Origin of the sequence: Actinomyces denticolens, from assembly GCF_002072185.1 — a bacterium.
GTDB classification, from domain to species: Bacteria; Actinomycetota; Actinomycetes; order Actinomycetales; family Actinomycetaceae; genus Actinomyces; species Actinomyces denticolens.
This window is the reverse complement of the sequence record NZ_MVIW01000002.1, coordinates 14,047-36,900: the sequence shown is the minus strand read 5'-3', so window position 1 is coordinate 36,900 and position 22,854 is coordinate 14,047. Positions and strand designations below refer to the sequence as shown.

Annotated in this window: 17 protein-coding genes; 7 read left to right on the top strand and 10 right to left on the bottom strand. The window is 71.1% G+C overall.

What is annotated here, in order from left to right; translation table 11 throughout:
- Positions 1-2: 2 nt before the first annotated feature.
- Positions 3-1,274 carry a S8 family peptidase gene (locus tag B1H55_RS00815; RefSeq protein WP_240494172.1) on the top strand — a complete coding sequence of 424 codons (1,272 nt, stop codon included), beginning with the start codon at positions 3-5 and terminating at the stop codon, positions 1,272-1,274.
- On the opposite strand, the gene B1H55_RS00810 is transcribed toward B1H55_RS00815, so the two are convergent.
- Positions 1,249-1,920 carry a response regulator gene (locus tag B1H55_RS00810; RefSeq protein ID WP_073451533.1) on the bottom strand — a complete coding sequence of 224 codons (672 nt, stop codon included), beginning with the start codon at positions 1,918-1,920 and terminating at the stop codon, positions 1,249-1,251. The genes B1H55_RS00815 and B1H55_RS00810 overlap by 26 nt on opposite strands.
- A gap of 109 nt (positions 1,921-2,029) precedes the next feature.
- Here B1H55_RS00810 and B1H55_RS00805 point away from each other — a divergent pair, with 109 nt between their 5' ends.
- The gene (locus B1H55_RS00805) at positions 2,030-3,127 is read left to right on the top strand and encodes a sensor histidine kinase (protein ID WP_231952762.1); all 1,098 of its coding nucleotides are present in this window, start codon (positions 2,030-2,032) and stop codon (positions 3,125-3,127) included.
- A 399-nt stretch (positions 3,128-3,526) separates the two neighbouring features.
- Here the strand turns inward: B1H55_RS00805 and folE are convergent, their stop codons facing one another.
- From folE to dacB, 5 genes are all read right to left on the bottom strand, one after another.
- A complete protein-coding gene (folE, locus tag B1H55_RS00800; RefSeq protein ID WP_080461520.1) occupies positions 3,527-4,057 on the bottom strand; it encodes a GTP cyclohydrolase I FolE in 531 nt (176 codons plus the stop codon).
- A complete protein-coding gene (gene ftsH / locus B1H55_RS00795) occupies positions 4,054-6,183 on the bottom strand; it encodes an ATP-dependent zinc metalloprotease FtsH (RefSeq protein ID WP_073451536.1) in 2,130 nt (709 codons plus the stop codon). Before ftsH ends, folE begins: the two co-directional genes overlap by 4 nt.
- Positions 6,184-6,540: 357 nt before the next feature.
- Positions 6,541-7,095 carry a hypoxanthine phosphoribosyltransferase gene (hpt, locus tag B1H55_RS00790; RefSeq protein WP_073451616.1) on the bottom strand — a complete coding sequence of 185 codons (555 nt, stop codon included), beginning with the start codon at positions 7,093-7,095 and terminating at the stop codon, positions 6,541-6,543.
- 256 nt (positions 7,096-7,351) lie between these two features.
- Positions 7,352-8,536 (bottom strand): zinc-dependent metalloprotease, encoded by a 1,185-nt coding sequence (locus B1H55_RS00785; RefSeq protein ID WP_077240516.1) that lies wholly within the window; start codon positions 8,534-8,536, stop codon positions 7,352-7,354.
- On the bottom strand, positions 8,536-9,936 hold the full coding sequence (gene dacB, locus B1H55_RS00780) for a D-alanyl-D-alanine carboxypeptidase/D-alanyl-D-alanine endopeptidase (RefSeq protein ID WP_077240940.1): 1,401 nt from the start codon (positions 9,934-9,936) through the stop codon (positions 8,536-8,538). Before dacB ends, B1H55_RS00785 begins: the two co-directional genes overlap by 1 nt.
- A 206-nt stretch (positions 9,937-10,142) precedes the next feature.
- On the opposite strand from dacB, the gene B1H55_RS00775 reads away from it, so the two are divergent.
- Positions 10,143-10,634, top strand: coding sequence for an inorganic diphosphatase (locus B1H55_RS00775; protein ID WP_073451538.1), 492 nt, complete (start codon positions 10,143-10,145; stop codon positions 10,632-10,634).
- Positions 10,635-10,709: 75 nt separating this feature from the next.
- Here B1H55_RS00775 and B1H55_RS00770 read toward each other — a convergent pair whose 3' ends face one another.
- Positions 10,710-12,083: a C40 family peptidase gene (locus B1H55_RS00770; RefSeq protein ID WP_080461518.1), complete on the bottom strand. Its 1,374-nt coding sequence runs from the start codon at positions 12,081-12,083 to the stop codon at positions 10,710-10,712.
- 481 nt (positions 12,084-12,564) lie between these two features.
- Between B1H55_RS00770 and B1H55_RS00765 the strand changes: the two genes are divergently transcribed.
- From B1H55_RS00765 to B1H55_RS00750, 4 genes are all read left to right on the top strand, one after another.
- A complete protein-coding gene (locus tag B1H55_RS00765; protein WP_073451540.1) occupies positions 12,565-13,905 on the top strand; it encodes an O-acetylhomoserine aminocarboxypropyltransferase/cysteine synthase family protein in 1,341 nt (446 codons plus the stop codon).
- A 27-nt stretch (positions 13,906-13,932) separates the two neighbouring features.
- A complete protein-coding gene (gene metX / locus B1H55_RS00760) occupies positions 13,933-15,162 on the top strand; it encodes a homoserine O-acetyltransferase MetX (RefSeq protein WP_073451541.1) in 1,230 nt (409 codons plus the stop codon).
- 114 nt (positions 15,163-15,276) lie between these two features.
- Entirely contained in the window at positions 15,277-17,010 is a 1,734-nt protein-coding gene (locus tag B1H55_RS00755) for a hypothetical protein (RefSeq protein ID WP_143221379.1), read from the top strand.
- Positions 17,007-18,068, top strand: coding sequence for an alpha/beta hydrolase (locus tag B1H55_RS00750; RefSeq protein WP_077240518.1), 1,062 nt, complete (start codon positions 17,007-17,009; stop codon positions 18,066-18,068). The genes B1H55_RS00755 and B1H55_RS00750 overlap by 4 nt, the downstream gene beginning before the upstream one ends.
- Positions 18,069-18,169: 101 nt before the next feature.
- On the opposite strand, the gene B1H55_RS00745 is transcribed toward B1H55_RS00750, so the two are convergent.
- The 3 genes from B1H55_RS00745 to B1H55_RS00735 form a co-directional block, all read right to left on the bottom strand.
- Positions 18,170-19,681, bottom strand: a complete 1,512-nt coding sequence (locus B1H55_RS00745) for a S1C family serine protease (RefSeq protein ID WP_077240519.1) — start codon at positions 19,679-19,681, stop codon at positions 18,170-18,172.
- Between the two features lie 236 nt (positions 19,682-19,917).
- Positions 19,918-21,660 carry a 2-succinyl-5-enolpyruvyl-6-hydroxy-3-cyclohexene-1-carboxylic-acid synthase gene (gene menD / locus B1H55_RS00740; RefSeq protein WP_077240520.1) on the bottom strand — a complete coding sequence of 581 codons (1,743 nt, stop codon included), beginning with the start codon at positions 21,658-21,660 and terminating at the stop codon, positions 19,918-19,920.
- A 37-nt stretch (positions 21,661-21,697) separates the two neighbouring features.
- On the bottom strand, positions 21,698-22,813 hold the full coding sequence (locus B1H55_RS00735) for an o-succinylbenzoate synthase (RefSeq protein ID WP_073451546.1): 1,116 nt from the start codon (positions 22,811-22,813) through the stop codon (positions 21,698-21,700).
- Positions 22,814-22,854: the final 41 nt, after the last annotated feature.

The following is a 22,854-nucleotide window of genomic DNA, read 5'->3' as shown; positions in this document are numbered from 1 at the left end:
TGGTGGGCGGCCCGGCGAGCGCATGCCCATCTCCGGATGGCGCGCCGTCCAGCGATTCGCTCCCCCCTGATCCACTCCTATCCGAGCAGTGGTACCTGGATTGGTTAGAGGTCCCGGGCACGCCGTCATACGGGTCCGGCGTATCCATCGGAATCATCGACACCGGCGTGGACTCCGACCATCCAGACCTTGCCCCCGCCTATGACGCCGCCACAAGCAGGTCATTCCTCACGGGAAACTCCTGCGACGACGATCCCGGCTGTGGCGATCCAGGATTCGACGGGGCGGGCCATGGCACCGGGGTCGCCGGCATCATCGCCGCCTCCGCGGATGGGCACGGTATCGTCGGGGCAGCCCCAGGCGCCCGCATCGTCAGCCTCAAAGCCGGGGATCAGAAAGGGATCTTCACCGCCGAAGCCACGAGTCAGGCGATCAGGTACGGCGCGGACGCCGAGCTCGACATACTTGTCATGAGCTTCACCATCGACCCCTGGTTCCGGCTCTGTGAGGATGCGCCGCAAGACACTCCGCAGGAGCGCGAGCAGCAGGAAGAGGACCTGGAGAGGATCACATCAGCCTTGGAATACGCCTCCTCACGCGGCGTTCTCCTCGTGGCCGCCTCTGGGAACAAGGCGTTCGACCTTGACAACGGCACCGAGGACGAGTACTCGCGATGGTCCGGCCAAGGCAAGAGGCCCGTCACCGATGAGTGCGTGACCATGCCGGCCCAGTTCGACGACGCCATCACCGTCGGGGCGTTGTCCAAGAACGGGACGAGGGCGCCGTACTCAAACACTGGGACGGCCATTGATATCGTCGCGCCCGGTGGGGACCCGGTCATGTACGACCCAGCTGGCACCACGCTCAGCCAGGACGACGCGATCCTGTCCGCAGCCTCCGCTGATCTCCTGCGCCGGGCCGGGGCTCTCGCCGACGACGGGACGCCCCTCACCGATGAGATCCTCCATGATTGCCCGGCAGGCCCCGCGTCCTGCCGCTACTACTGGCATGAGAGCGGTACATCCTTCGCGGCGCCCCAGGTCGCGGCGGCTGCGGCCATCCTCCTCTCACAGGGTATTCTCGCTGATGAGGTAGAAGATGAACTGAAGTCCCTCGCCTCCCCGATCCCCTGCCCGCCGGAGGACCAGACCCTCGTGTGCGAGGACAGCGGAGATGGGATGAGCACCTGGTACGGCGCGGGGGCGCTCCAGCTCCCTCATGAGGCCATCACCGATTCAGGTGGCCAGGTCACAGCTCCTCCTGGTGAACGGTAACGACGAGCTTCAACCGGGAGCTCACACCGTACTTCTTCATGACATGCGAGATATGGGTCTTGACAGTGGCCTCGGAGAGGTAGAGCTTCTCCGCGATCTCCGCGTTGGAACACCCCTCGCAGAGGAGGGCGAGGACCTCGGCCTCGGCTTTGGTGATGCCAGGGCGGGGCCCCGACATCGGGCGCAGGTGCTGGGCCACGAGGCGGGAGGCGGTGGCTGGGGAGATCGTTGTGCCACCGTCGCGGGCGGCGTGGACGGCGCGGATCACCTCCTCGGGAGAGGAGTCCTTGAGGAGGAAGCCGTTAGCGCGCTGGTCCAGCGACGTTCTCATGGCCTCATCATCATCGAAGGAGGTGAGCATGATGACGGCCGTCTCCGGCACGTCCCTCCTCACGGCGGCGAGCAGCTCCAATCCATCCATGCCCGGCATGCGCACATCGGTGATGAGCACATGCACCCGGTAGCGCTGGAGGAAGGCCAACGCCTGCCTGGCCGAGTTGAAGGTGCGGAGCACCTCGATCCTCTCATCCTCATTCAGGTAGGCCCGTAGGGCCTGCAGGACCATCGGGTCGTCGTCGACGACCACCACTCGGCACTTCTCGTCACGGACATTGTCTTGATCAGCGGGAATGGCGTCGTTGTGCATGGGATGATCGTAACCATCACGTTCTCCTCCGAGAGGTGCGATCATGCGTCCTCACAGAACTGACGAGCAGGCCTCCCCCGTGTGGTGGGCCACGAGACATGCGCATCTGATGCACGCGGGGATCGCTCTGTTCCTGTTCGCCATCTCCCCGGTCACGAGCGGCTCCTGGCAGCCCTGGGTTCTCGGGATCACCGCGCTCCTCGTGGGTTGCCTCCCCCTGTCCTCACTGCGCCCTGCCCCCGGCCTCCTCGCAAGCCTCCTCCTCAGCTGGATCGGTCTGGTCGGGGCGGAGCCAATCGCCCTCTCCGCCCTCGCTGTCCCCTGGTTCATCTGCGCGATGCTCCTCGCCCGGGGATACCCTCGCCGGGTGACCTACCTGGCCGCCGGGGCTCATGCCCTCGCGTTCGTCGCCTACGCGGCCTTTTCGCCCAATGGCGCCACCATTGGCCTCCTCGTGACGACGATCATCGCCTCCCCCTGTCTCGCTGGTGGTGAGACTGTTCGGCGCCATCGCCACATGATCACCACGAGTGAGCAGAAGCGCCAGGAGAGACTGGAGCAGCAACGGCGCCTCGTGGTCTCCGAGCTCCATGACACCGTGGTCCGCGACCTGAGCCATGCGGTCATGCTCGCCGAGCAGAGCCGTTTAGCGCATCCCAATGACGATCTCCTCCAACGAGAGCTCGCTGTTATCATTCCCCCGATCCGCACCGCTATCAAGCAGTTGCGGCGGAGCCTCAAGACGATGAGCGCCGCCAAGGGCGACGACGCCCTCCTCCTCCTGGCATCCTCCCCGCCACCGCGCCTTTCCGAGACCATCGCGAGATCCCGGGCCTCGCTCGCCGATCGCGGCGCAACGCTGGCAGAGGAGGGCGTCGAGCTCCTCGACAGCCCAGCGATCACCCCAGGCGTGCATCAGCAGTTGGTGAGGGTCATCGGTGAGCTCATCACTAATGCCGCGAAGTACGCCTCCCCGTCCTCCGCGGTCTCGCTCGTCGTTGAGACTGACGGCAACACCCTCGAGTGCATGTGCGCCAACGCGATCAGCCCTGATGCCCCCATCAGCGACGCGCTGTCCTCCAAGATCGGCCTGGATGGGGCGCGGCGTCGGATCGAGACACTAGGGGGAACCTTCACCGTGAGCAGATCGGCCGAGCGGTGGTCCGTCGTCTTCAGTGTTCCGATCCAGGTCCGCACCATGCCATGAGCCGGCGGGGTACAGAGAGTTCATCCGACGTCATCCCTGTGCCCCATGGCTCGGCGGATAGTCCTAGAACAACGAGAAGAGGATCATCCGTTCGAAGACTATCGCTGCCATCACGTGCGGCGAAAAATAGGGGCATCATCCCCGCTAGGACAAGGAACCCCCATGATCGCCCGCGCCTCTCGCCTCCTCCCTGCCGTCATCGTCAGCAGCCTGCTGGTCCTGTGCCCAGCTGCCAGCGCCTCCGCCAGCACAACTCCTACCCACCTGGGGGTAAGCAACTCGTCCATCGCGCCCACCGGATGGGATGGCTGCGCCAAGTGGGTGAGGCCATTTCTTCGTGGAGTATGTCACTGATCCCATCCACTATACGCCTGTTCCCAGGCAGAGCACCCGCGCCAGTCAGTGCCTCCCGCCCTGGATGAGGCTCATGGCCTCGGCGCGGGTGGCGGCGTTACGCAGCTGGCCGCGCACGGCCGAGGTGACGGTGTTGGAGCCGGGCTTGCGCACGCCCCGCATGGACATGCACAGGTGCTCGACGAGGGCGTCGGCGATCTGGGCCGTGAGCCTCTCCTGGACCTGGGGCCGGCGCGCGTAGCCCTCCACGAGCCGCGCCAGCTTGGACAGCCCGGTGACCCTCCCCCGCTCACCGGGCAGGTAGGCCACGTGGGCGACGCCGTGAAAGGGCAGGAGGTGGTGCTCGCACACGGAGTACATGGGGATGTCGCGCACGAGGACCATCTCGTGGTGGCCGACCTCGAAAACCCGCTCCACATGCTTGCCCGGGTCCTCATCGAGCCCGGCGAAGAGCTCCGCGTAGGCGCGGGCCATCCTCTCGGGGGTGTCGCGCAGGCCCTCGCGGTCCGGGTCCTCGCCGACGGCGGTCAGGAGATCGCGCACGGCGCGGCGCACGCCCTCGGCGTCGTAGGTCATGCGAGGGGGCCCTCGGAGCCAGCGGCGTCAGCGCCCATCGCCGTGCCCTCCGCTGTGTCCGCCCCGGCGGCGGGGCGGCGCGGGAGGCGCGATCCGGTGAAGGAACCGGCGACGCCGTCGGGAAGGACGAGGCTGTCATCAGCGGACCACAGGGGCCGCTCGGGCTGCTTGACGACGGGGGCGAAGATCGCCTCCAGGTCCTTCTCCAGGAGGGTCTCCTTCTCCAGGAGCTGGGTGGCCAGGTTCTCCAGGACGTCGCGGTTGCGGGTGAGGATCTCCCAGGCCTCGCGGTGGGCGGCGTCGAGGAGCTCGCGGACCTCGGCGTCGACCTGCGCGGCGACGGCCTCGGAGAAGTCCCGGTTGGTGGCGGACAGGCCCAGGACGGTCTCGTTCTCGGTGGTGCCGAGCTTGACGGCGCCGACGCTGCGGGTCATGCCGAAGTCGGTGACCATGCGGCGGGCGGTGCCGGTGGCCTTCTCGATGTCGTTGGAGGCGCCGGTGGTGGGGTCGCGGAAGACGATCTCCTCGGCGGCGCGCCCGCCCATGGCGTAGACGAGCTGATCGAGGAGCTCGTTGCGGGTGGTGGAGTACTTGTCGTCCGCGGGCATGACCATGGTGTAGCCCAGGGCCTTGCCGCGCGGGAGGATCGTCACCTTGGTGACGGGGTCGGAGTAGGCGCCGGCGGCGGCGCACAAGGCGTGGCCGGCCTCATGGTAGGCGGTGACGGCCTTCTCGTGGTCGTTCATGACGCGGGTGCGCTTCTGGGGGCCGGCGATGACGCGGTCGATGGCCTCGTCCAGGGCGCGATTGTCGATGAGCTGCGCGTTGGAGCGGGCGGTGAGCAGGGCGGCCTCATTGAGGACGTTGGCCAGGTCGGCGCCGGTGAAGCCGGGGGTGCGCTTGGCGACCTGGTCGAGGTCGACGTCGCCGGTCATGGGCTTGCCCTTGGCGTGGACCTTGAGGATGGCGGCGCGCCCGGCCATGTCGGGGGCCTCCACGGAGACCTGGCGGTCGAAGCGGCCGGGGCGCAGGAGCGCGGGGTCGAGGACGTCGGGCCGGTTGGTCGCGGCGATGAGGATGACGTTGGTGGTGGCGTCGAAGCCGTCCATCTCGACGAGGAGCTGGTTGAGGGTCTGCTCGCGCTCGTCGTGGCCGCCGCCCATGCCGGAGCCGCGGTGACGCCCGACGGCGTCGATCTCGTCGACGAAGATGATGGCGGGGGCGTTCTCCTTGGCCTGATCGAAGAGGTCGCGCACGCGGGAGGCGCCGACGCCGACGAACATCTCGACGAACTCCGAGCCGCTCATGGAGAAGAAGGGCACGCCGGCCTCGCCCGCCACGGCCTTGGCCAGCAGGGTCTTGCCCGTCCCCGGCGGGCCGTAGAGGAGGACGCCCTTGGGGATCTTGGCGCCGACGGCCTTGAACTTCTCGGGCTCGGAGAGGAACTCGCGGATCTCCTCGAGCTCCTCGACCGCCTCATCCTCACCCGCGACGTCGTCGAAGGTGACATCGGGCATCTCCTTGGAGCCGATCTTGGCCTTGGATTTGCCGAAGCCGAGGGGGCCGGACGAGCCACCGGAGACACGGCTCATGAGGAACCAGAGCAGACCCAGGAAGAAGAGCATGGGCAGCGTGATCTGGAGCAGGGAGCTCCACCAGGAGCTGGTGGGGACCACCGAGTTGAAGCCGCCGACGGGCGCGGCCTTCTGAACGAGCTCGTCGACCTGGGCGGCCTGGGCGTCGGTGTAGGTGAACTGGACCTTGTCCCCGACCTGCCGATCCTCCTGGCCGGGGAGCTTGGCCTTGGCGGTGTAGGGGGCCGCGAGGTCGAGCTCGACGCGATTGGTGCCGTCGATGACGGTGATCGACTTGATCGTGGTGCCGTCACTGAGGATGGTCAGGCCGTCGGAGGTGTCGATGGCGCGGTAGCCGCTGAGGGAGGAGTAGAGGGCCCAGATGAGAACGGCGACGAGCACGATGGGGGCGGCCCACACGAAGGGGCTGCCGAGGGCGCCCCTGCGCTTGCGGTTCTTCTTGTCGCCGCGGCCGGAGGGGTCACGGCGGTCGCTGTTGCCGCCCCGGCCCCCCGAGGGAGTGGGCTTGGGGCTCTGGCCAGGCTTCTTCATGGGCGGTGCGTCCCTTCAACGTACCCGGAGCGTCATTCTGGTCCGACGCTATCCCATGAGGCCGCGGATCACCGCACCCGGGCGCCTCACGTTCGCGCCGGGCGTGCGGGGGATGGCGAAGGCCGGGATGGGACGAAGCGGGATGGGTCGGGCTGAAGCGCCGGCCGTGGCACGCTCAGAACGGGGTCCGGCGGGCGAAGCGTTGGAATGACGCGGAAGGGAGAAGGGCCGCGGAGCCTCGTACGTGCGTTGACGGGCCGTATGCGCGCGGGAGCCTGCAAGCGAGGGACGAGCCGACGTGATTCCAAGGAGAAGTCGGCGCCGCCACGCGCTGAGCATGCCGTCGCCCCGCCGCTCTCAGCCGCCGTAGACCTCGGGGCGCAGGGTCGCGATGAAGGGCAGGTTGCGGTAGCGCTCGGCGTAGTCCAGGCCGTAGCCGACGACGAACTCATTGGGGATGTCGAAGCCCACATACTTGACGTCGACCGCGACCTTCATCGCCTCCGGCTTTCGCAGGAGCGTGGCGATCTCCACGCTCGCCGCCCCCCGGCTGGCGAGGTTGCCCAGCAGCCAGGACAGGGTGAGGCCGGAATCGATGATGTCCTCGACGATGAGCACGTGGCGGCCCGTGAGGTCGGTGTCGAGATCCTTGAGGATGCGCACCACGCCGGATGACTTCGTGCCCGAGCCGTAGGAGGACACGGCCATCCAGTCCATGGGCGCATTGCGGTGAAGGCGCCGCGACAGGTCCGCCATGACGTACACGGCGCCCTTGAGCACACCAACCAGCAGCAGATCCTCATCGGCGTAGTCGGCGTCGATCCTCTCGGCCATGTCATCCAGTCGGCTCTCGATCTCCTCGCGCGAGATCAGCACCTGCTGGAGATCGGCGCCCATATCGGCAGCATCCATGCCCTCATCCTCCCTCATTCCTCGTCATTCGCACCGATGACTCGTCCGGGTCGGGACGGCGGCGGCGCGGGCCAAGCCTGCCAGACCGCTCCGGCGCAGGGCCTCCCCCAGAGTCCCATCGCCCCCATTCCGTGATCATCACTCTGGTCAGATGGACTGTTCAGGGCCTGTTCAGGGGCTGTTCAAGGGCCCTGGCAGCGGGGAGGGCACCGTCCCCGCCGCGGCGGGAGCACCCGATCAGATCCCCCAGCCGGGCTCATGAGAGGTGGGCCCCGCTCCCGACCCGCTCCAGCCAGGCCTCGGGGCTCGCCAGCTCGGCGGCCGTGGGCAGGGCCCACGGCGACGCCCAGGCCCGGTTGAGCCCCTCGTGGCCGGCGCGCGCGACGACGGCCCGCGAGAACCGCGCCGCCCGCGCGACGCGGAGCAGTCGCCCGCGGAGGAGATCGGCGATGAGCCCCTGCCCGCCGCCCTGCCCGCGCCCCTGACGGCTCCTCCGCCCGGTCGGAGCGGCGGGGTCGGCCTCGAGCACCGTCCGGAGCACGTGCGCCGAGGGGATCAGCGCGGGGGTGACGCCGTCGAGGACGGCCCGGGCGTGCCCCTCCAGGAAGGCGAGGGTGGCGCGCAGCTCGGCCGGCCCAGTCTCCCCGCCTGCCCCCTTGCCGCCGGCGAGCCCCTCGCCCCTCCCCGGGCCGCCGGTCCTGGCGATGGCGGCGATCCCCGCGGGGCCCGCCCCGGGCAGTTCCTCGACGACGGCGCCCACCTCCTCGCGCAGACGAGCCACCAAGTGGTCGGCGAGCCAGGGCGCGGCGTCGAGTTGAAAGGCGTGGACGGCCTCATGCATGGTCACCCATGCCGCCAGGTCCGCGAGGTCGAGTTTCTCACGGCGCTGGAGGGCCAGGACGTTGGGCGCCACGAGCAGGAGCAGGGGGCGCTGATCGGAGCCCTCGACGCGGTCCGATGCCGCGCCTCCCGGGCGGCCCGCATCCCCGGGGAGGGCCTGCGTGATGGGCGGAAGCACCTGGCCCAGCAGTCGGCAGGACAGGGCCCCGAGAACGGCGCCCGCCTCCCAGGCGGAGGTCTGGCGGGCCACGGGGCCGGCAGGGGGTGCGGGAACGCCGTCGAGGAGCCGTGCCAGGAACCCGGCCGTGGCGCGCACGAGGCCCGCCCGGTCCACCACGAGTACCCGCGCGCCGGCTCCAGTCCCCCGCACGGCCCCCCGCATGCCCGTGATCGCGGCGACGCGCTCCGGCGCCGTCTCGGCACCCCGCCGCAGCAGCTCCACCACGGCGCCACGGGCGGCCCGGTGCGCCCGCGGCCCCGCAACCGGGATCACGACCCCGGCGGATGCCTCCACGCGACTCCAGTCGACGAGCCCCCGCGCCGTCGACGCCGCGCCAACGCCCTCCTCAGGGCCGGGCCGCGGCCACCGCCCGGAGCCCATCAGCTCTTGGCCAGGGGCACCACGAAGTCCTCATCCATCGCGGCGCGGGCGCCGGTCAGGCCACCGGGGGCGAATCCGTCGATGATGACGGCGAAGACCAGGAGACGGCCGTTGGCGGTCACCACGGTCCCGGCGAGGGAGGCCGTCTGGTCCAGCGAGCCGGTCTTGGCGCGCACGGTCCCGGCGCCGGTCTGGGAGACGAGGCGGTCGTTGAGCGTGCCGTCGAGGGCGCCCACGGGCAGATCGGCGATGAGGGTGCGCCCCGCTGTCCCGCCGTCAGGGCCCGCGGCCTTGAGGAGGATGTCGGTGAGCAGGCGGGCCGGGATCTTGTTGCCCGTGGCCAGTCCCGAGCAGTCCTTGAGGGTGATGCCCTGCGTCGAGATCCCATCGGCCTCGAGCTGCGCGATGACGGCCCGGGTGGCGCCCGCGAAGGTGGTCGGCTCGCCCGCGGCGGCCGCGATGAGCCGCCCCTCGACCTCGGTCATCGCGTTGTCCGAGGTCTTGAGGGACACGCCGAGGATGTCGCCCAGCGACGCGGAGGACACGGAGGCGAGGTCGGTGGCGCCGGCGTCGGCCCGACCCCGGGACACGCCCGAGACGGCGATGCCGGCGGCCTGCAAGTGCTTGGAGAACGCCTGGGCGGCGTCGTTGGCGGGATCCGCGGGGTAGGAGCGGGTCCCCTCGTGGGCCCGCACGTTGATCATGATCGGCTGGACCGGGGCGACGAAGGACTGATTGCCGTCCTCCCAGTCGCCGGACCACGTCTGATCCGCGGGGAAGAGGGTGTCGTCGAGGGCGACCGCCACGGAGGTCACGCCCTGGACCTTGAGGCTCTCAGCGGTGGAACGGGCGAGGTCGCCCAGTCCCGCGCGTCCGATGACGGCGTTCGGGTCCCCCTTGTCCTCGGCCATGAGGACGTCCCCGCCGCCGATGAGGGTGACGGTGGGGGTCCCGCCTGAGGCGCCCGAGAGGACGGTGCGGGTGCTCAGGGCGTGGTCCGCGCCCAGGGCGCGCAGGGCGGCCCAGGCGGTGAGGATCTTGTTGGTGGAGGCCGGGGTGAGCAGGGTGTCCTGGCTGACGCCGGCGACCTGCTCGCCCGTGGCGACGTCGACGACGCTCACGGCGGTGGTGGAACCGGCCACTCGGGAGTCGGCGGCGAGGGCGGAGGCGTAGCTGGCCACCGCCCCGCCATCGGGGCTCGGCGCGGAGGAGTCGTAGGGGGAGGCGGTGGAGCCCGCCGCGCCGTCGAGGGCTGCCGCGGTGGGGAAGGCCGCGGGACGGCCCGCGCCGGTGACGGTCAACGGCCCGGGCACGACGTCGAGGGCGTCGGCGACGCCGTAGTAGCCGCCGACGACCAGCAGGGTCGCCGCGGTGAGGGCGGCGGTCGTGATGCGGCGCACGGCGCCTCCGATCTGTTGCCGGGTGGGGTGCTCGGTCATGCCGGCGCTTGACAGTCCGCTGGGATGCGGGCGGGAGACGCCGTCGTAGTCCACACTAGTGCCATCATGGCCAGCCCTCCCAGAGCTGCGCCGCCCCGTCCGCAGCCGCGGGGAGCGCCGGGGTCGCCCGGGATTCCCGCGGATCGCACAAGAGTCAGGAGCACAGCGTGGAGTTCGACGTCACCATCGAGATCCCCAAGGGGAACCGGAACAAGTACGAGATCGACCACGAGACCGGTCGCATCCGTCTCGACAGGATGCTCTTCACCTCCACTCGCTACCCCGACGACTACGGCTTCATCGACGAGACCCTCGGTGAGGACGGGGATCCGCTGGACGCGCTCGTCCTCCTGGAGGAACCGACCTTCCCCGGATGCGTCATCCGCTGCCGCGCGCTGGGCATGTTCCGCATGCGCGACGAGAAGGGCGGCGACGACAAGGTCCTGTGCGTGCCCGCAGCGGACCAGCGCGCCTCCTGGCGCACGGACATCGAGGACGTCAGCGAGTTCCACCGCCTGGAGATCCAGCACTTCTTCGAGGTGTACAAGGACCTGGAACCGGGCAAGAGCGTGGAGGGCGCCCACTGGGTGGGGCGCGACGAGGCCGAGGCGGAGATCCGCCGCTCCTACGAGCGCGAGCAGCAGCACCGCGCCCACTGATCAATCGCCCCTTTTCCTACTCTTCCCACTTTTTCCCGAGGCGAGGGGGAGGGGAGGGCGCGGTCGGAAGCGGGCTCAGAAGCGAACGACGTAGGGCATGACGCCGGAGTAACGCATGCCGGTCACGCGCACCGGGACGCCGAAGGTCGGGGCCTCGATCATCTGATCATCACCGAGGTAGATGGCCACGTGGTAGATCCCCGACTGCGTCCCATCGGAGGACCAGAACACGAGGTCGCCGGGCTGGGCCTCGTCGATGGGCACCTGAGCCCCCTCGCCGTACTGCACGCGCGAGGAGTGCGTGAGATAGACGCCCGCAGCCTGGTAGGACAGCATCACCAGGCCGGAGCAGTCGACGCCGTCGTAACTCTCGCCACCCCAGACATAGGGCACGCCGAGGAAGGTGTAGGACGTGTCGATCGCCGTCTGGGCGACGTTGACGGCGGGAGCGGGCTCCGGCTCCGGCTCGGGCTCCGGAACGGCCTCCGCCTCGGGCTCCGGCTCCGGAGCGACCTCGGTCTCGGGGGCCGGGGCGGGGGCGGCCTCGGTCGTCTCCGGCGCTGCCTCCGTCGTGGCGGGGGCGGCCTCGGTCGTGGCCGGCGCCGTCGTCGCCTCGGGGGTCGGGGTCGCGGAGGGGGACTGGCTGGGCGAGGGGCTGGGGGTCGGGGGCGCGGTCGGCGCGGGGGACGCGGAGGCCTGCGCCCGCTTCTCCTCCTCGGCCTTGCGCGCGGCCTCCTCGGCGGCGGTCTTGGCGGCCGCCTCCTCGCGCGCCTGGCGCTCGGCCTCGAGGCGGTCCTGATACTGGGTCTCCAGCTCGACAGTGGTGTTGCGCTGCGTCGCGAGCTGTGAGATGAGCGACTCGCGCTTGGACTTCGCGTCGGCGACGGCCGTGGAGGCCTTGGTCACCTCGGCGTCGGCCGTGGCCTTGAGGCTCTGGGCGTTGGTGGCGGCGGTCTCCTTCTCCGCCACCTTGGTCTGGGCGATGCTCCGCATGTTCTCGGCCACCGCCTGATGCGCCTCGAAGTTCTGCAGGTCGGCGCTGCGATTCTCGCCCACGCGGGTCAGCGCCACGGAGGTATCCGTCGCATCGGCCAGCGACTCGGAGGACAGGTACGGGGTGAGGGCGTCGAGGGGGTTGCCGCCGTCCTGGTAGGTCTCGACGACGGTGGCGCCCAGGCTGGAGCGGGCGGTCTCGGTGGCCGCGGCGGCATCGTCGGCCGCGGTCTGGGCGTCAGCGGCCGCGGTGGTGGCGACCTCGAGCTCGGCGGCGGCCTCGAGGTAGTCCTCGTTGGCGGAGGCGGCCTTGATCTGCGAGGCCTGGAGGTCGGACTTCAACTGGGCGAGCTGCACCTCGAGGTCGGCGATCGACGACGACGTCTGGCTCTCGGCCTTCTTCGCCTCATCGATGTCGTCCTGGTCGACGGTGTCGGCGAGCGCGCTGGGAACCATCGCGACGGCCAGAGCGGTGGCGGCGGCGAAGACGCGTGCCGTCCGGAACGAACGGTGTCTAGGGCTCACGGATCCTCCAGGGTCTGACATTCCCGTGCCATGGGTCGCACGGCGATACAACAGGAACATTAGCCACCATTCACCCCTTTGAGAACAGTGACCACTAATTTCACATTGGTAACACCCGTCTCGCACGCCCCTCAATCCCCGGAATCTCGCGGATCAGCACCCCACCTCCACATTCCAGTGACCTCCCTCACAACCATGTCTCGTGATCCCACTGTGACCCGCGGTTCTCCCGGGATCCGGACGCGCTTGCGAGACGCGGCGCCGCCATGGCATCTTCGCGCCATGTCCTTCCGCTCCGCCCGCCGAATGCATCGCTGACGCGCACACCGCCGCGCCGCCGTCGGCCCACGTGCGCGTCCCCGCCCCACAAGGGCGAGAGCAGACATGCACCGGCACCACCGAAGGACCCCTGATGAGCAACGCAGCGACCACCCCCGCCACCCTCGCCTCCTGGCAGTTCGAGACCCTGCAGGTCCAGGCGGGCCATACCCCCGACTCCGACACCGGCGCCCGCGCCCTGCCGATCTACCAGACCTCCTCCTTCGTCTTCCCCAGCGCCACCGAGGCGGCCGACCGCTTCTCCCTGTCCTCGCTCGGCCCCATCTACACGCGGCTCGACAACCCGACGAACGCCGCCGTCGCCCAGCGGATCTGCGCCCTGCACGGCGGCACCGGCGCCCACCTCGTCGCCTCGGGCAGCGCCGCCACCACGCTGACGATCCTCACCCTGGGCGGCGCTGGGTCGAGCGTCGTCGCCTCGCCCTCGCTCTACGGCGGCACCGTCAACCTGCTCACCACCGCACTGCCCCGCCTGGGCATCACCACCCGGTTCGTCGAGGACCCCTCCGACGCCGCCGCCTGGGAGGCCCTGGCCGATGAGACCACCGTGTGCTTCCTGGGCGAGTCCATCCCCAACCCCAAGGGCGACATCCTCGACATCGAGCCCATCGCCGCCGCCGCGCACCGAGCAGGGGTGCCGCTGGTGGTGGACAACACGGTGGCCTCCCCGTTCCTGACCCGGCCCTTCGAGTGGGGAGCGGACATCGTCGTCGAGTCCGCCACGAAGTTCCTGGGCGGCCACGGCTCCTCGATCGCCGGCGTCATCATCGACGGCGGAAGCTTCGACTACGCCGCGCATGCCGAGCGCTTCCCCGGCTTCAACGAGCCCGACCCCTCCTACAACGGCGTCGTCTTCGCCCGCGACCTCGGGGTGGGCTCACCACTGGGCAACGTGGCCTTCGTCCTCAAGGCGCACACGCAGGGCCAGCGCGACCTCGGCTTCGCCGCGAGCCCGCTGAACGCCTTCCTCATCGCCCAGGGCGTGGAGACCCTCTCCCTGCGCATGGAGCGGCATGTGGACAACGCCCTGGCCGTGGCCCGTCACCTCGAGCCCCATCCCGCTGTGAGCCAGGTGCGCTACTCCGGCCTGCCGTCCAGCCCCTACTACGAACTGCATCGCAAGTACTGCCCGCGCGGCGCCGGATCGATCCTCACCTTCGACCTGGCCGGCGGGCGCGAGGCCGGCGGCGCGTTCATCGACGCCCTTCAACTGTTCTCCAACGTCGCGAATATCGGGGATGTGCGCTCGCTGGCCATTCATCCGGCGACGACGACGCACTCCCAGCTCGACGCGGCCGGTCTGGCGGCCGCGGGGATCGGCGCGGGGACGGTGCGCCTGAGCATCGGCATCGAGCACATTGACGACATCGTCGCCGACCTCGACCGGGGCCTGGCCGCCCTGGGCGCGCGCTGAGCGCCGGCCGAGCCCGAGGAGATCGCCATGAGTCACTCGGCATCGCCCGACCCCGGCCTGCCCGAGCCCACCTCACCGGACCCCATCACGGCCGGCGTGGGGACGGCCGCCTCCAAGCTCGTCGACCGCGCTGCGGGATCCCCCACCGGGGCCTGGCGCACCGGGGACAACCCGGGGCACCGCCGCTTCCTGGAGATCGGGGAGCTGCCCCTGGAATCCGGGGAGACCCTGCCGAACACGGTGCTGGCCTTCGAGACCTGGGGGGAGCTCAGCGAGGCCCGCGACAACGCCGTCCTCGTCCTCCACGCCCTGACCGGGGACTCCCACGTCACCGGTGAGTCCGGCCCCGGGCACCCCACCCCCGGCTGGTGGAGCGGCCTCGTGGGGCCCGGGCGCGCGATCGACACCGAGCGGTACTTCGTGGTCGCCGCCAATATCCTGGGCGGCTGCCAGGGCTCCACCGGCCCCTCCTCGCCGGCCCCGGACGGGCGCCCCTGGGGCTCGCGCTTCCCGTGGCTGACCACGCGCGACGCCGTGGCCGCCGAGGCCCGGCTCGCCGATGCCCTAGGGATCGACGTCTTCCACCTGGTCATCGGGGCATCACTGGGCGGGCATCGCGCCATCGAGTGGGGCGTGGGCCGCCCGGAGCGGGTGCGCAACCTCGCGCTCGTGGCCACCGGCGCCTCGACGACGGCCGACCAGCTCGCCTGGTGCCACCTCCAGGAGCTCGCCATCGTGGGCGACCCCTACTTCTTCGACGGCGACTACTACTCCCACCCGGTGGGGCCGGTGCGCGGGCTGGCGCTGGCGCGGGCGATCGCGCACACCACCTACCGAAGCGCCGCCGAGCTCGACGCCCGCTTCGGGCGGGCGCACCAGGGGGCGGAGGATCCTGCCGTCGGCGGGCGCTACCAGGTGGAGTCCTACCTCGACCACCACTCGGGCAAGCTGCTGGCCAGGTTCGACGCCAACACCTACCTCATCGTCACCCACTCGATGATGGTCCACGACGTCGGCACGGGGCGCGGCGGGATCCCGGCCGCGCTGGCGGACGTCAGCGCTCGAACGCTGGTGGTGGACGTGTCCTCCGATCGTCTCTTCCCCACGTGGCAGGCCGACGAGCTCACCGAGGGCATCCCGGGCGCGCGGCGCGCGACCATCGACTCGCTGCACGGCCACGACGGCTTCCTCATCGAGGCCGATCAGATGGATGCCGTGCTGCGCGACTTCCTCGCCGACGCCGGGCCGGGGCGCTGAGAGCCGGCGCGCGGGAGCCGGGAGCATCGCGGGGTGAGGGCGCCGGGAACCTCCGCGGCGGCGGGAACGGTGGGAAACGGCCCTGGCGGGCGCGTCTTCGGCTAGGTTCGTCCCATGAGCCAGTCCCCGTCCAGCGCCGGGCCCGGCGGCCCAGCATCCGATCGCGACGACGACGCCTACCTGGCCACTCCGGCAGGCCGGCTGCCCCTCCACGACTCCTCCGCGCCCACCGAGGCCCTGCCCGGCGGATATCCGGCCAGCCGAGCTCCTGGGCATGAGGGCGGGGGCCGGCAGGAGCCGGACGCGATCCGGGCCTACATCCCCGGCGCGCAGGCGGCCGGCGAGCAGGCCCCTGGCAGGCAGATCCCTGGCGCGCCGGCCTCCGCAGCCCCGGAATCCTCGACACCCTACGGCGCGGGGTCCCCGGTCGGCTGGTCGGCACAAGGTGCGACCGCGCCCGGCGCGGCGAGCGCGGGGGTGCCGGCGCCCGGCCCGCCGGTACAGCCCCCGTACGCGGCGGGCCCGTACCCGCCCGCCCAGTTCGCGCCCGCCCAGTTCGCGCCCGCGCAGTTCGCCCAGGCCCAGCCCGCCCCAGGAGCAGCGGTGCCCGGCCAGTACGTCCCGATGGCACCCCCTCCCGGGCGGCGTCGGACCGGCCTCGTCATCGCCGTGGTGCTCGCGATCGCCCTCGTGCTCGCGGGCGGCGGCGTCATCGGCTACCTGTTGTGGTGGAAGGACGACTCAGCGCCATCGACAGCCGCCGATCCTCTCGCCCCTGATCCCGCCTGGGCCGAGGGCGGGCACGAATTGTGGCACGCGACGTACAGCGACGCGGACGACGTCATTCCCGCAGGCGCCTCGTTCCTCACCGTGAAGAGGAAGAGCTCGGGCGCCACGATCACCAGCTACCCCATCACGGACTCCGAGCCGACCATGGCATGGCAGGCGGACGTCAAGAAATACACCTCCTACTCGGGCGGCGTGTGGGGCAAGCACTTCCTGTCCGGGCAGCAACTCGTTGATCTTGAGACCGGCGAGGTGAGCGACATCCCCTGGGATTCCGCGATGGACATCATCGGGGTGGTCGACGGCGTCATCATCGTGTGCTCCTCCTCGACGTGCGCGGGATATACCGAGGATTTGACGCAGAAATGGACAGGAGCGAGATTCAGCAAGAGCCTCGAATCACCCCTCCGCTCCGATCTGGTCCTCTCGGGGTCGCCGTCATTCATCACCCCTGACGGGCACACCATCATCAATGTCGAATCCGGCCAGACCCATGAGACGGAGACCTCCAAGCCCCTCAATTCCATGGCTGACGGCTGGGCGGCCTACGACAATACAGGCGACAAAACCGTTCTCTATTCCCCCACGGGGCAGGAGGAGGGCTCCGTGAGCGCGAACGATCTTCGCGCCACCGCGGGCACGAAGATGTTCGCCTCCACCACCGGGCAGATGCAGCCCTCCACGGATCAGATCAGGAGATGGGCGAACAACGGTGATATGTCATGGGCCGTGGCCACCACTGACAGCGAGCACAAGGGGTATGCCTGCCCCACGGTCACGTTGACCGAGAGCGGTTCCACCTTCGAGCTGGCCACCGATGGCGAATGCGTGACCGACGACGTCTACGCCGTAGGCGCCAACGGCTCGGCCGCCTTCGGGCTCGTCGGCTCGCCGGACCGGGGATTCCAGATCGCGGGTGTGTGGAACACCAGCACCGGGCAGGAGGTCTCGATGCCCGGCAGCCCTCGCCGCACCCCGTACTACTTCGTGTCCCCCGACCGCCTCATCTCGGTGGAGAGGCATAGCAATAAGGTCACGGTTCACGCGGCGGGCGCGGCATGACCGGGGAGGGAGCCGCCCCCACCGACGGCTGGGGCCCTGACCACCTCGGCCCCGGCTTCCAGGCGCGCACCCTGGAACTGCTGCCGGATGAGGAGGCCGACGGCGCCATCGCCACCCTGGTGCGGCATGTGCCCGCGGAGGACCCCGAAGCCCTGCCGGGCACACCCACGACACCCTCCTTCGCCTGGCTCTACCTGCACGGATGGAACGACTACTTCTTCCACACGCACCTGGCGCGGGAGATCTCCCGCCTGGGCGGGGCCTTCTACGCCCTTGACCTGCGCCGTTACGGGCGCTCCCTGCGCAAGGGGCAGATGCTCGGCTGGACGACGTCGCTCGATGACTACGACGAGGAGATCGGTCGGGCGCTCGGCATCATCCGCGCCGAGCACGGGGAGGGGACCGACGTCGTCGGCTACGGTCACTCCACCGGCGGGCTCGTGGCCGCGCTGTGGGCGGACCGCCACCCGGGGGCGCTGCGGGCGCTCGTCCTGGCCTCCCCATGGCTGGAGATCCAGGGGGCGGCGCCGGCCAGGCTCCTCGGGGTTCCGGTGCTGCGCGCCCTGGCGCGCCGCGCTCCCCGCAGGCCCCTGCCGACGCCGAGCTTGCCCGCCGAGAAGTGCTTCCGCGTCACCGATGGCTGGGACGAGCGCGACGGCGATCCGGATCCCGCGTGGGCGGACGACCCGTGGGTGCGCGGCTGGCGGATCAACGACGAGTGGGTCCGCAGGCCCGGCGCGCCGATCCGGCCCGGGTGGCTGCGGGCGATCCTCGCCGGCCAGGCCCGGGTGGCTGCGGGGCTCGATATCCGCTGCCCGGTGCTGTCGATGGGCTCGGCGCGCTCGCGACTGAGCCTGGCGTGGACTCCCGAGTCGCGCCGGACGGACACGGTCATCGACGCCGATGCGACGGCCCGGCGCGCCGTCGCCCTGGGGTCGCTCGTCACCGTGGCGCGCTTCGACGGAGCCGTGCACGACCTCGTCCTCTCCGCGCCCCCCGTGCGCGAGCAGGTGCTGGGCGCCATGCGCCGCTGGATGACCGCCTACGTCCTGCGCTAGCCGCACCCGTCCCCTACCTTCCCCTCCCTCCCGCATCTCCTCGAGACCGGTCGAAAACGCCATCGAAACCGGTCGCGATGATGCGGAAGGAGAGGAGGGGGTCAGGAGCTCTTCTCGGCGAGAGTGACCTTGATCTCCTGGGACTTGCCATCCCTGATGACGGTGAGCGCCACATCGTCCCCCGCCGAGTACTGGCGGACGAAGCCGATGAGCGCCGCGGCCTGGTTGGTGCTCTTACCGCTGATCGCCGTGATCACGTCGCCCTGCTTGAGACCGGCATTGGCCGCGGGGGAGCCCTGCTCCACGCTTCCGACCTCCGCGCCGGCGCGCAGGACGCCGTCGGCCTGAGCACCGCCGTTGCCGGTCCTCACCCCCAGGTAGGCGTGCGAGGCGCTGCCGGTGGCGATAAGCTGGTCGGCGACCTTCTGGGCGAGCTTGACGGGGATCGCGAAGCCGATGCCGATCGACCCCGACTGCTCGCCCGAGGAGCGGGAGCCCCCGGTCGAGGCGATCGAGCTGGTGATGCCGATGACCTTGCCGCTGCCGTCGAAGAGCGGCCCGCCGGAGTTGCCGGGGTTGATGGCGGCATCGATCTGGATGGCGTTCGTGTAGACCTGCGTGCTGGGCTTCTTGTCCCTGTCGAGCAGGTTGTTGAGCAGTCCGCCGAGCCCCCCCGACTGCGGTGTCTGCTGGGGCTGGGGCTGGTCGGAGCCGTTGGAGGAGTCCCCGGCGCTCTCCTGGGTGGTGACGACGGGGCGGTCGAGCGCGGAGACGATGCCGGTGGTCACCGTGGAGGACAGGCCGAGCGGGTTGCCGATCGCCATGACGCCCTGGCCGGTCACGACGGAGTCAGAGTCGCCGATCTGCGCCACCGTGAGGTCGCTCGGGGCGTCCTTGAGCTTGATGACGGCCAGGTCCGTGCTGGCGTCCGTGCCGGTGACGTCGGCGCCGTAGATGCGCCCGTCGGCGAGGGTCACCATGATCTTCGATGCTCCCGCGACCACGTGCTGGTTCGTGAGGACATGCCCCTGGGAGTCATAGATGACGCCGGAGCCGACGGGGCCTCTGTCCCCCACGGCCGCCGTGATGGACACGACCGAGTTCGACACGGCGGCGGTGACGGCCTGCCAGTCCGGGGTCGTCCCCTGGGAGGTGACGGTCTGCGTGGTGGAACCGGTCGCGACGGCGGTGGGCGCGGAGCCTGAGCCGTTCGAGGAGGGGGCGCCATCGGCGTCGTAGCGGAGGGCGGCGAAGGTGCCCCCGGAGGCGAGCAGGGCGGCGGCCACGGTCATGCCGATCATGGCGCCCCAGCCGGGCCCTCGCCGCTCATTCGCGGGGGCCGCGGGGGCGGGGCCCCCGCCGTCGACGGCGCCCATGGCCGTGGGCGCTCCGAAGACGTCGGCGGTGGTGTGGGGGCCCGGGCCGAAGTCGTAGCCGGCGGGGACTTCGGGGGCGGAGGTGTAGGTCTCGGTGGGCGCGGCGGGGTCGGTCATGCGCGCCGACCCGGGGGCCGAGCCGTCAGTGGGAGCAGGGCCCGAGGAGGTGAAGCGGTACGGATTGGTGATGCCGTCGCCACCGATCGGCTGCCCGTTCGACTCGTCGTAGTTGCTCATGGTCTCCTCTGAACCTCCTGGATGGGGCGCGCGCCTCGTCGGCCCGCATCATCTACCGCTGACTGCCGCAAGGTAAACCGGGAAGACTGTGACTTCTATTCCCACCACCTGTGGCCAGGCTGTGCGCGATCCTCCCACACCGGCGATCATCCTGGCAATGAGGGCCACTGCATCCGCCGAATCCGCAGCACCCGCTGCATCGGTTGCATCTTGGTATACCGGCGCCCAGGGCGGGCTCAGGCCAGGGCGACCCTGATAACGCTCAGCCCGCGCACCGGCTCCGCCAGGACGCGCTCGAGGGCGTGCGCGTCGCCCGCCTCGTGAACGGCCATGCCCAGGGCCCGGGCCAGGGCCGCGATGTCGGCGCGCTGCGGGGTGGAGAACAGGCGGGTGAATCGCTCGTCCCCCGGGACTCCCGCGTACTCCAGGCCCTTGAAGATGGCGCCACCGGCATCATCGAGAACGATGACCTGGAGATCGGGCTCGCGCTCGAGCGCGCCACGGCCGAGGGACATGGCGTCGTGGAGGAAGGCCAGGTCCCCCATGACCGCGCGAACCGGCCTTCCCGAGGCGAGCGCGAGGCCGCTGGCAGTGGCGATCGTCCCGTCGATGCCGGCCAGACCCCGGTTGGCGACGGCGGTGGGCGCGGGCTCGCCCACGGGCGCGAGCCGGTCGAGACGACGGATCGTCATGGATGAGCCGACGACGAGCAGGGGGGCCTCGGCGTCCGCGCGATCGGGGGCGCAGGAGCCCCAGACGGCGAGGGCGGCGTCGTCCGCGGTGAACGCCGCCTCTCGGGGAGCATCGAGGGCGGCGGCGGCGCTCGTCCAGTCAGCCGTCCAGGACGCCCCTGCCCGACCGAGGATGTCCGCGATCCGCGTCGCCTGGTCCTCCAGGCGTTCGGGGGCGTCGGCGGGCTCAACGGCGATGACGCGCCGCGCGGTCCCGGCGACGTCGGTGATCCTGGCACGATCCGCCAGGACGGTGATCCGCGCGTCGTCGCGGGCGAGGAGGGCGCTGATGGGCCGGCTGAGGCTGGGGTGGCCGACGACGAGCAGGCGGAGCGCCCGCGCCGCCAGGTCGTGCCCGGCGCGGGTGGCGAGCAGCTCGGCGTAGCGGGACTGCGCGGTGGCGCCGTGGCGCGCGCCCGAGGTCGGTTCGGCCAGGAGGGGCCATCCGAGGCGCTCGGCCACCCGGGCGGCGAGGGCGCCGAGGGCGGGATCCGGGCAGTCGCCCGCGATGACGAGTCCCGGAGCGCCGTCCCCTTCGTCAGCGACGTCGGTCGGCGCACCAGGAGACTCCCAGGCGATCCGGGGCACGGGGACGGCGGGCCCCTCCGCGGGACCCGAGGGTGCCCCATGCGGGCGGGGCCGCCCCAGGATCGCCCCCTCCGCGGGGGCGAGCGGTGGGCGGAAGCGGGCGTTGATGTGCGCGGGACCCGGATCTCTGGTCAGCGCCCCGGTGGCGGCGAGCACGGCCCTGCGAATCTGCCCGGCGATGGCGGCCCGCCCGACCGCCTCCCCCAGTCCGGCGGGGGAGGTGAGATCCGCGGGGATGTCGACGGTGGCGCGCGGGGCGAGTGCGAAGACGCCCGACTGCTCGGTGGTCTGGTTGGCGCCGGTGCCCACGAGCTCGTGGGGGCGGTCGGTGGAGATGACGAGCAGCGGGATGCCGGCGGCGTCGGCCTCGGCGAGCGCCGGGTGGAGGTTCGCCACGGCCGTCCCGGAGGTGGTGACGACGGCGGCGGGGACGCGCCGGCCCTCCAGGAGCGCCGCACGGCTCATGCCCAGGGCGGTGAAGCCGGCGCTGCGCTCGTCCAGGACGACCAGCAGGTTCAGCAGCCCGGCGGTCTCAGCCTCGGCGAGGGCGTAGGCCATGGGGGCGGAGCGGGATCCGGGGCTGAGGACCGCCCAGCGGACGCCCGCGGCGACGAGGGCCTCCACGATGGCGGCGGCAGCGGTCAGTGAGGGGGGCTGCATCTGTCCTCGGCTTGGTTGCGGGCGCCGGTGGCGCCGGTCAGATCGGCAGGCCCCCGACGGCGCTCGAGGCATCGCGCGCCTCCCGCTCCCGCCGGGCGGCCAGTGCCCCGAGCATATGGGTGAACCTCGGCTGCCACTGGGAGACGGTCGCCTCGCCGGCGAGCGCGGCTCCGAGGATCGCCTTGGACAGGTGGGGCCTGCGCACCGCGAGGGACCCGTTCACGGGGATGGCCGAGGGCACGGCGACGTCGCGCGAGAGCAGGCGGATCGTGCCCAGCCCGCAGGCGCGCCCGAGCACGGGCAGCGCCGCGGCCAGCCGGGCGCCCTCGGACAGGCCGATGGTCGTGTCCAGGGAGGAGGAGACGACGGCGGGCAGTCCGAGCCGCTCGGCCATCGCGAGGGCGCGGGTGACCCCTCCCAGCGGAGCGGCCTTGAGGATCGCCAGGTCGGCGGCCCGCAGGCGGGTGACGGCGAGGGGGTCCGCGGACAGGCGGATGGACTCGTCGGCGGCGATCGGCACGCTGAGGCGCTTGCGCAGCGCGGCGAGGTCGTGGACGTCGGAGCAGGGCTGCTCCACGTACTCCAGGCCCCCGGCGGCGCGGTCGAGGACGGGGATGTGGCGAGCGGCGGCGTCGAGGTCCCAGCAGCCGTTGGCGTCGATGCGGATGCGGCCCTCGGGACCGAGGGCATCCCGAACGGCCTCGAGCCTCTTGATGTCCTTGCGCATGGAGTCGCGCCGCCCGGCGACCTTGACCTTGGCGGTGCGGCAGCCCGAGGCGGCCACCATTTCACGGGCCTGCTGCTCCCCCACTTCGGGGACGGTCACGTTGACGGGGATGTGGGTGCGCACGATGGGGTGCTGAGGGGCGGGGGATCCCCCGGGACCGATGCCGGTGGCGGTCTCGAGGGCCGCGGCGAGCCACGGCGCGGAGGCATCGGCGTCGTAGTCCCAGAAGGGAGCGACCTCGCCCCAGCCCGCGGGGCCGTGGAGAAGGATGCCGTCGCGGCGCGTCAGGCCGCGGAAACGGCTGGTCAGGGCGATATCCCAGACGACGATCCTGTCGATGTCAGCCAGGAGGCCGGTGCGGTCCTTCTCCCGGAGAGCCCCCAGGTCGAGCTCTCCGCGGATCCGCGCATGGGAAGTGGGAGTCACGCCCCCAGGATAGCCAGAGGTCGGCGATTCCAGGGCTCGCC

Bases quoted from the DNA above. Each gene is read 5' to 3' on its own strand.
- B1H55_RS00810 (WP_073451533.1), bottom strand. From the start codon at position 1,920: ATGCACAACGACGCCATTCCCGCTGATCAAGACAATGTCCGTGACGAG.
- B1H55_RS00805 (WP_231952762.1), top strand. From the start codon at position 2,030: ATGCACGCGGGGATCGCTCTGTTCCTGTTCGCCATCTCCCCGGTCACG.
- folE (WP_080461520.1), bottom strand. From the start codon at position 4,057: ATGACCTACGACGCCGAGGGCGTGCGCCGCGCCGTGCGCGATCTCCTG.
- ftsH (WP_073451536.1), bottom strand. From the start codon at position 6,183: ATGAAGAAGCCTGGCCAGAGCCCCAAGCCCACTCCCTCGGGGGGCCGG.
- hpt (WP_073451616.1), bottom strand. From the start codon at position 7,095: ATGGATGCTGCCGATATGGGCGCCGATCTCCAGCAGGTGCTGATCTCG.
- B1H55_RS00785 (WP_077240516.1), bottom strand. From the start codon at position 8,536: ATGGGCTCCGGGCGGTGGCCGCGGCCCGGCCCTGAGGAGGGCGTTGGC.
- B1H55_RS00770 (WP_080461518.1), bottom strand. From the start codon at position 12,083: ATGGTTCCCAGCGCGCTCGCCGACACCGTCGACCAGGACGACATCGAT.
- B1H55_RS00765 (WP_073451540.1), top strand. From the start codon at position 12,565: ATGAGCAACGCAGCGACCACCCCCGCCACCCTCGCCTCCTGGCAGTTC.
- metX (WP_073451541.1), top strand. From the start codon at position 13,933: ATGAGTCACTCGGCATCGCCCGACCCCGGCCTGCCCGAGCCCACCTCA.
- B1H55_RS00755 (WP_143221379.1), top strand. From the start codon at position 15,277: ATGAGCCAGTCCCCGTCCAGCGCCGGGCCCGGCGGCCCAGCATCCGAT.
- B1H55_RS00750 (WP_077240518.1), top strand. From the start codon at position 17,007: ATGACCGGGGAGGGAGCCGCCCCCACCGACGGCTGGGGCCCTGACCAC.
- B1H55_RS00745 (WP_077240519.1), bottom strand. From the start codon at position 19,681: ATGAGCAACTACGACGAGTCGAACGGGCAGCCGATCGGTGGCGACGGC.
- menD (WP_077240520.1), bottom strand. From the start codon at position 21,660: ATGCAGCCCCCCTCACTGACCGCTGCCGCCGCCATCGTGGAGGCCCTC.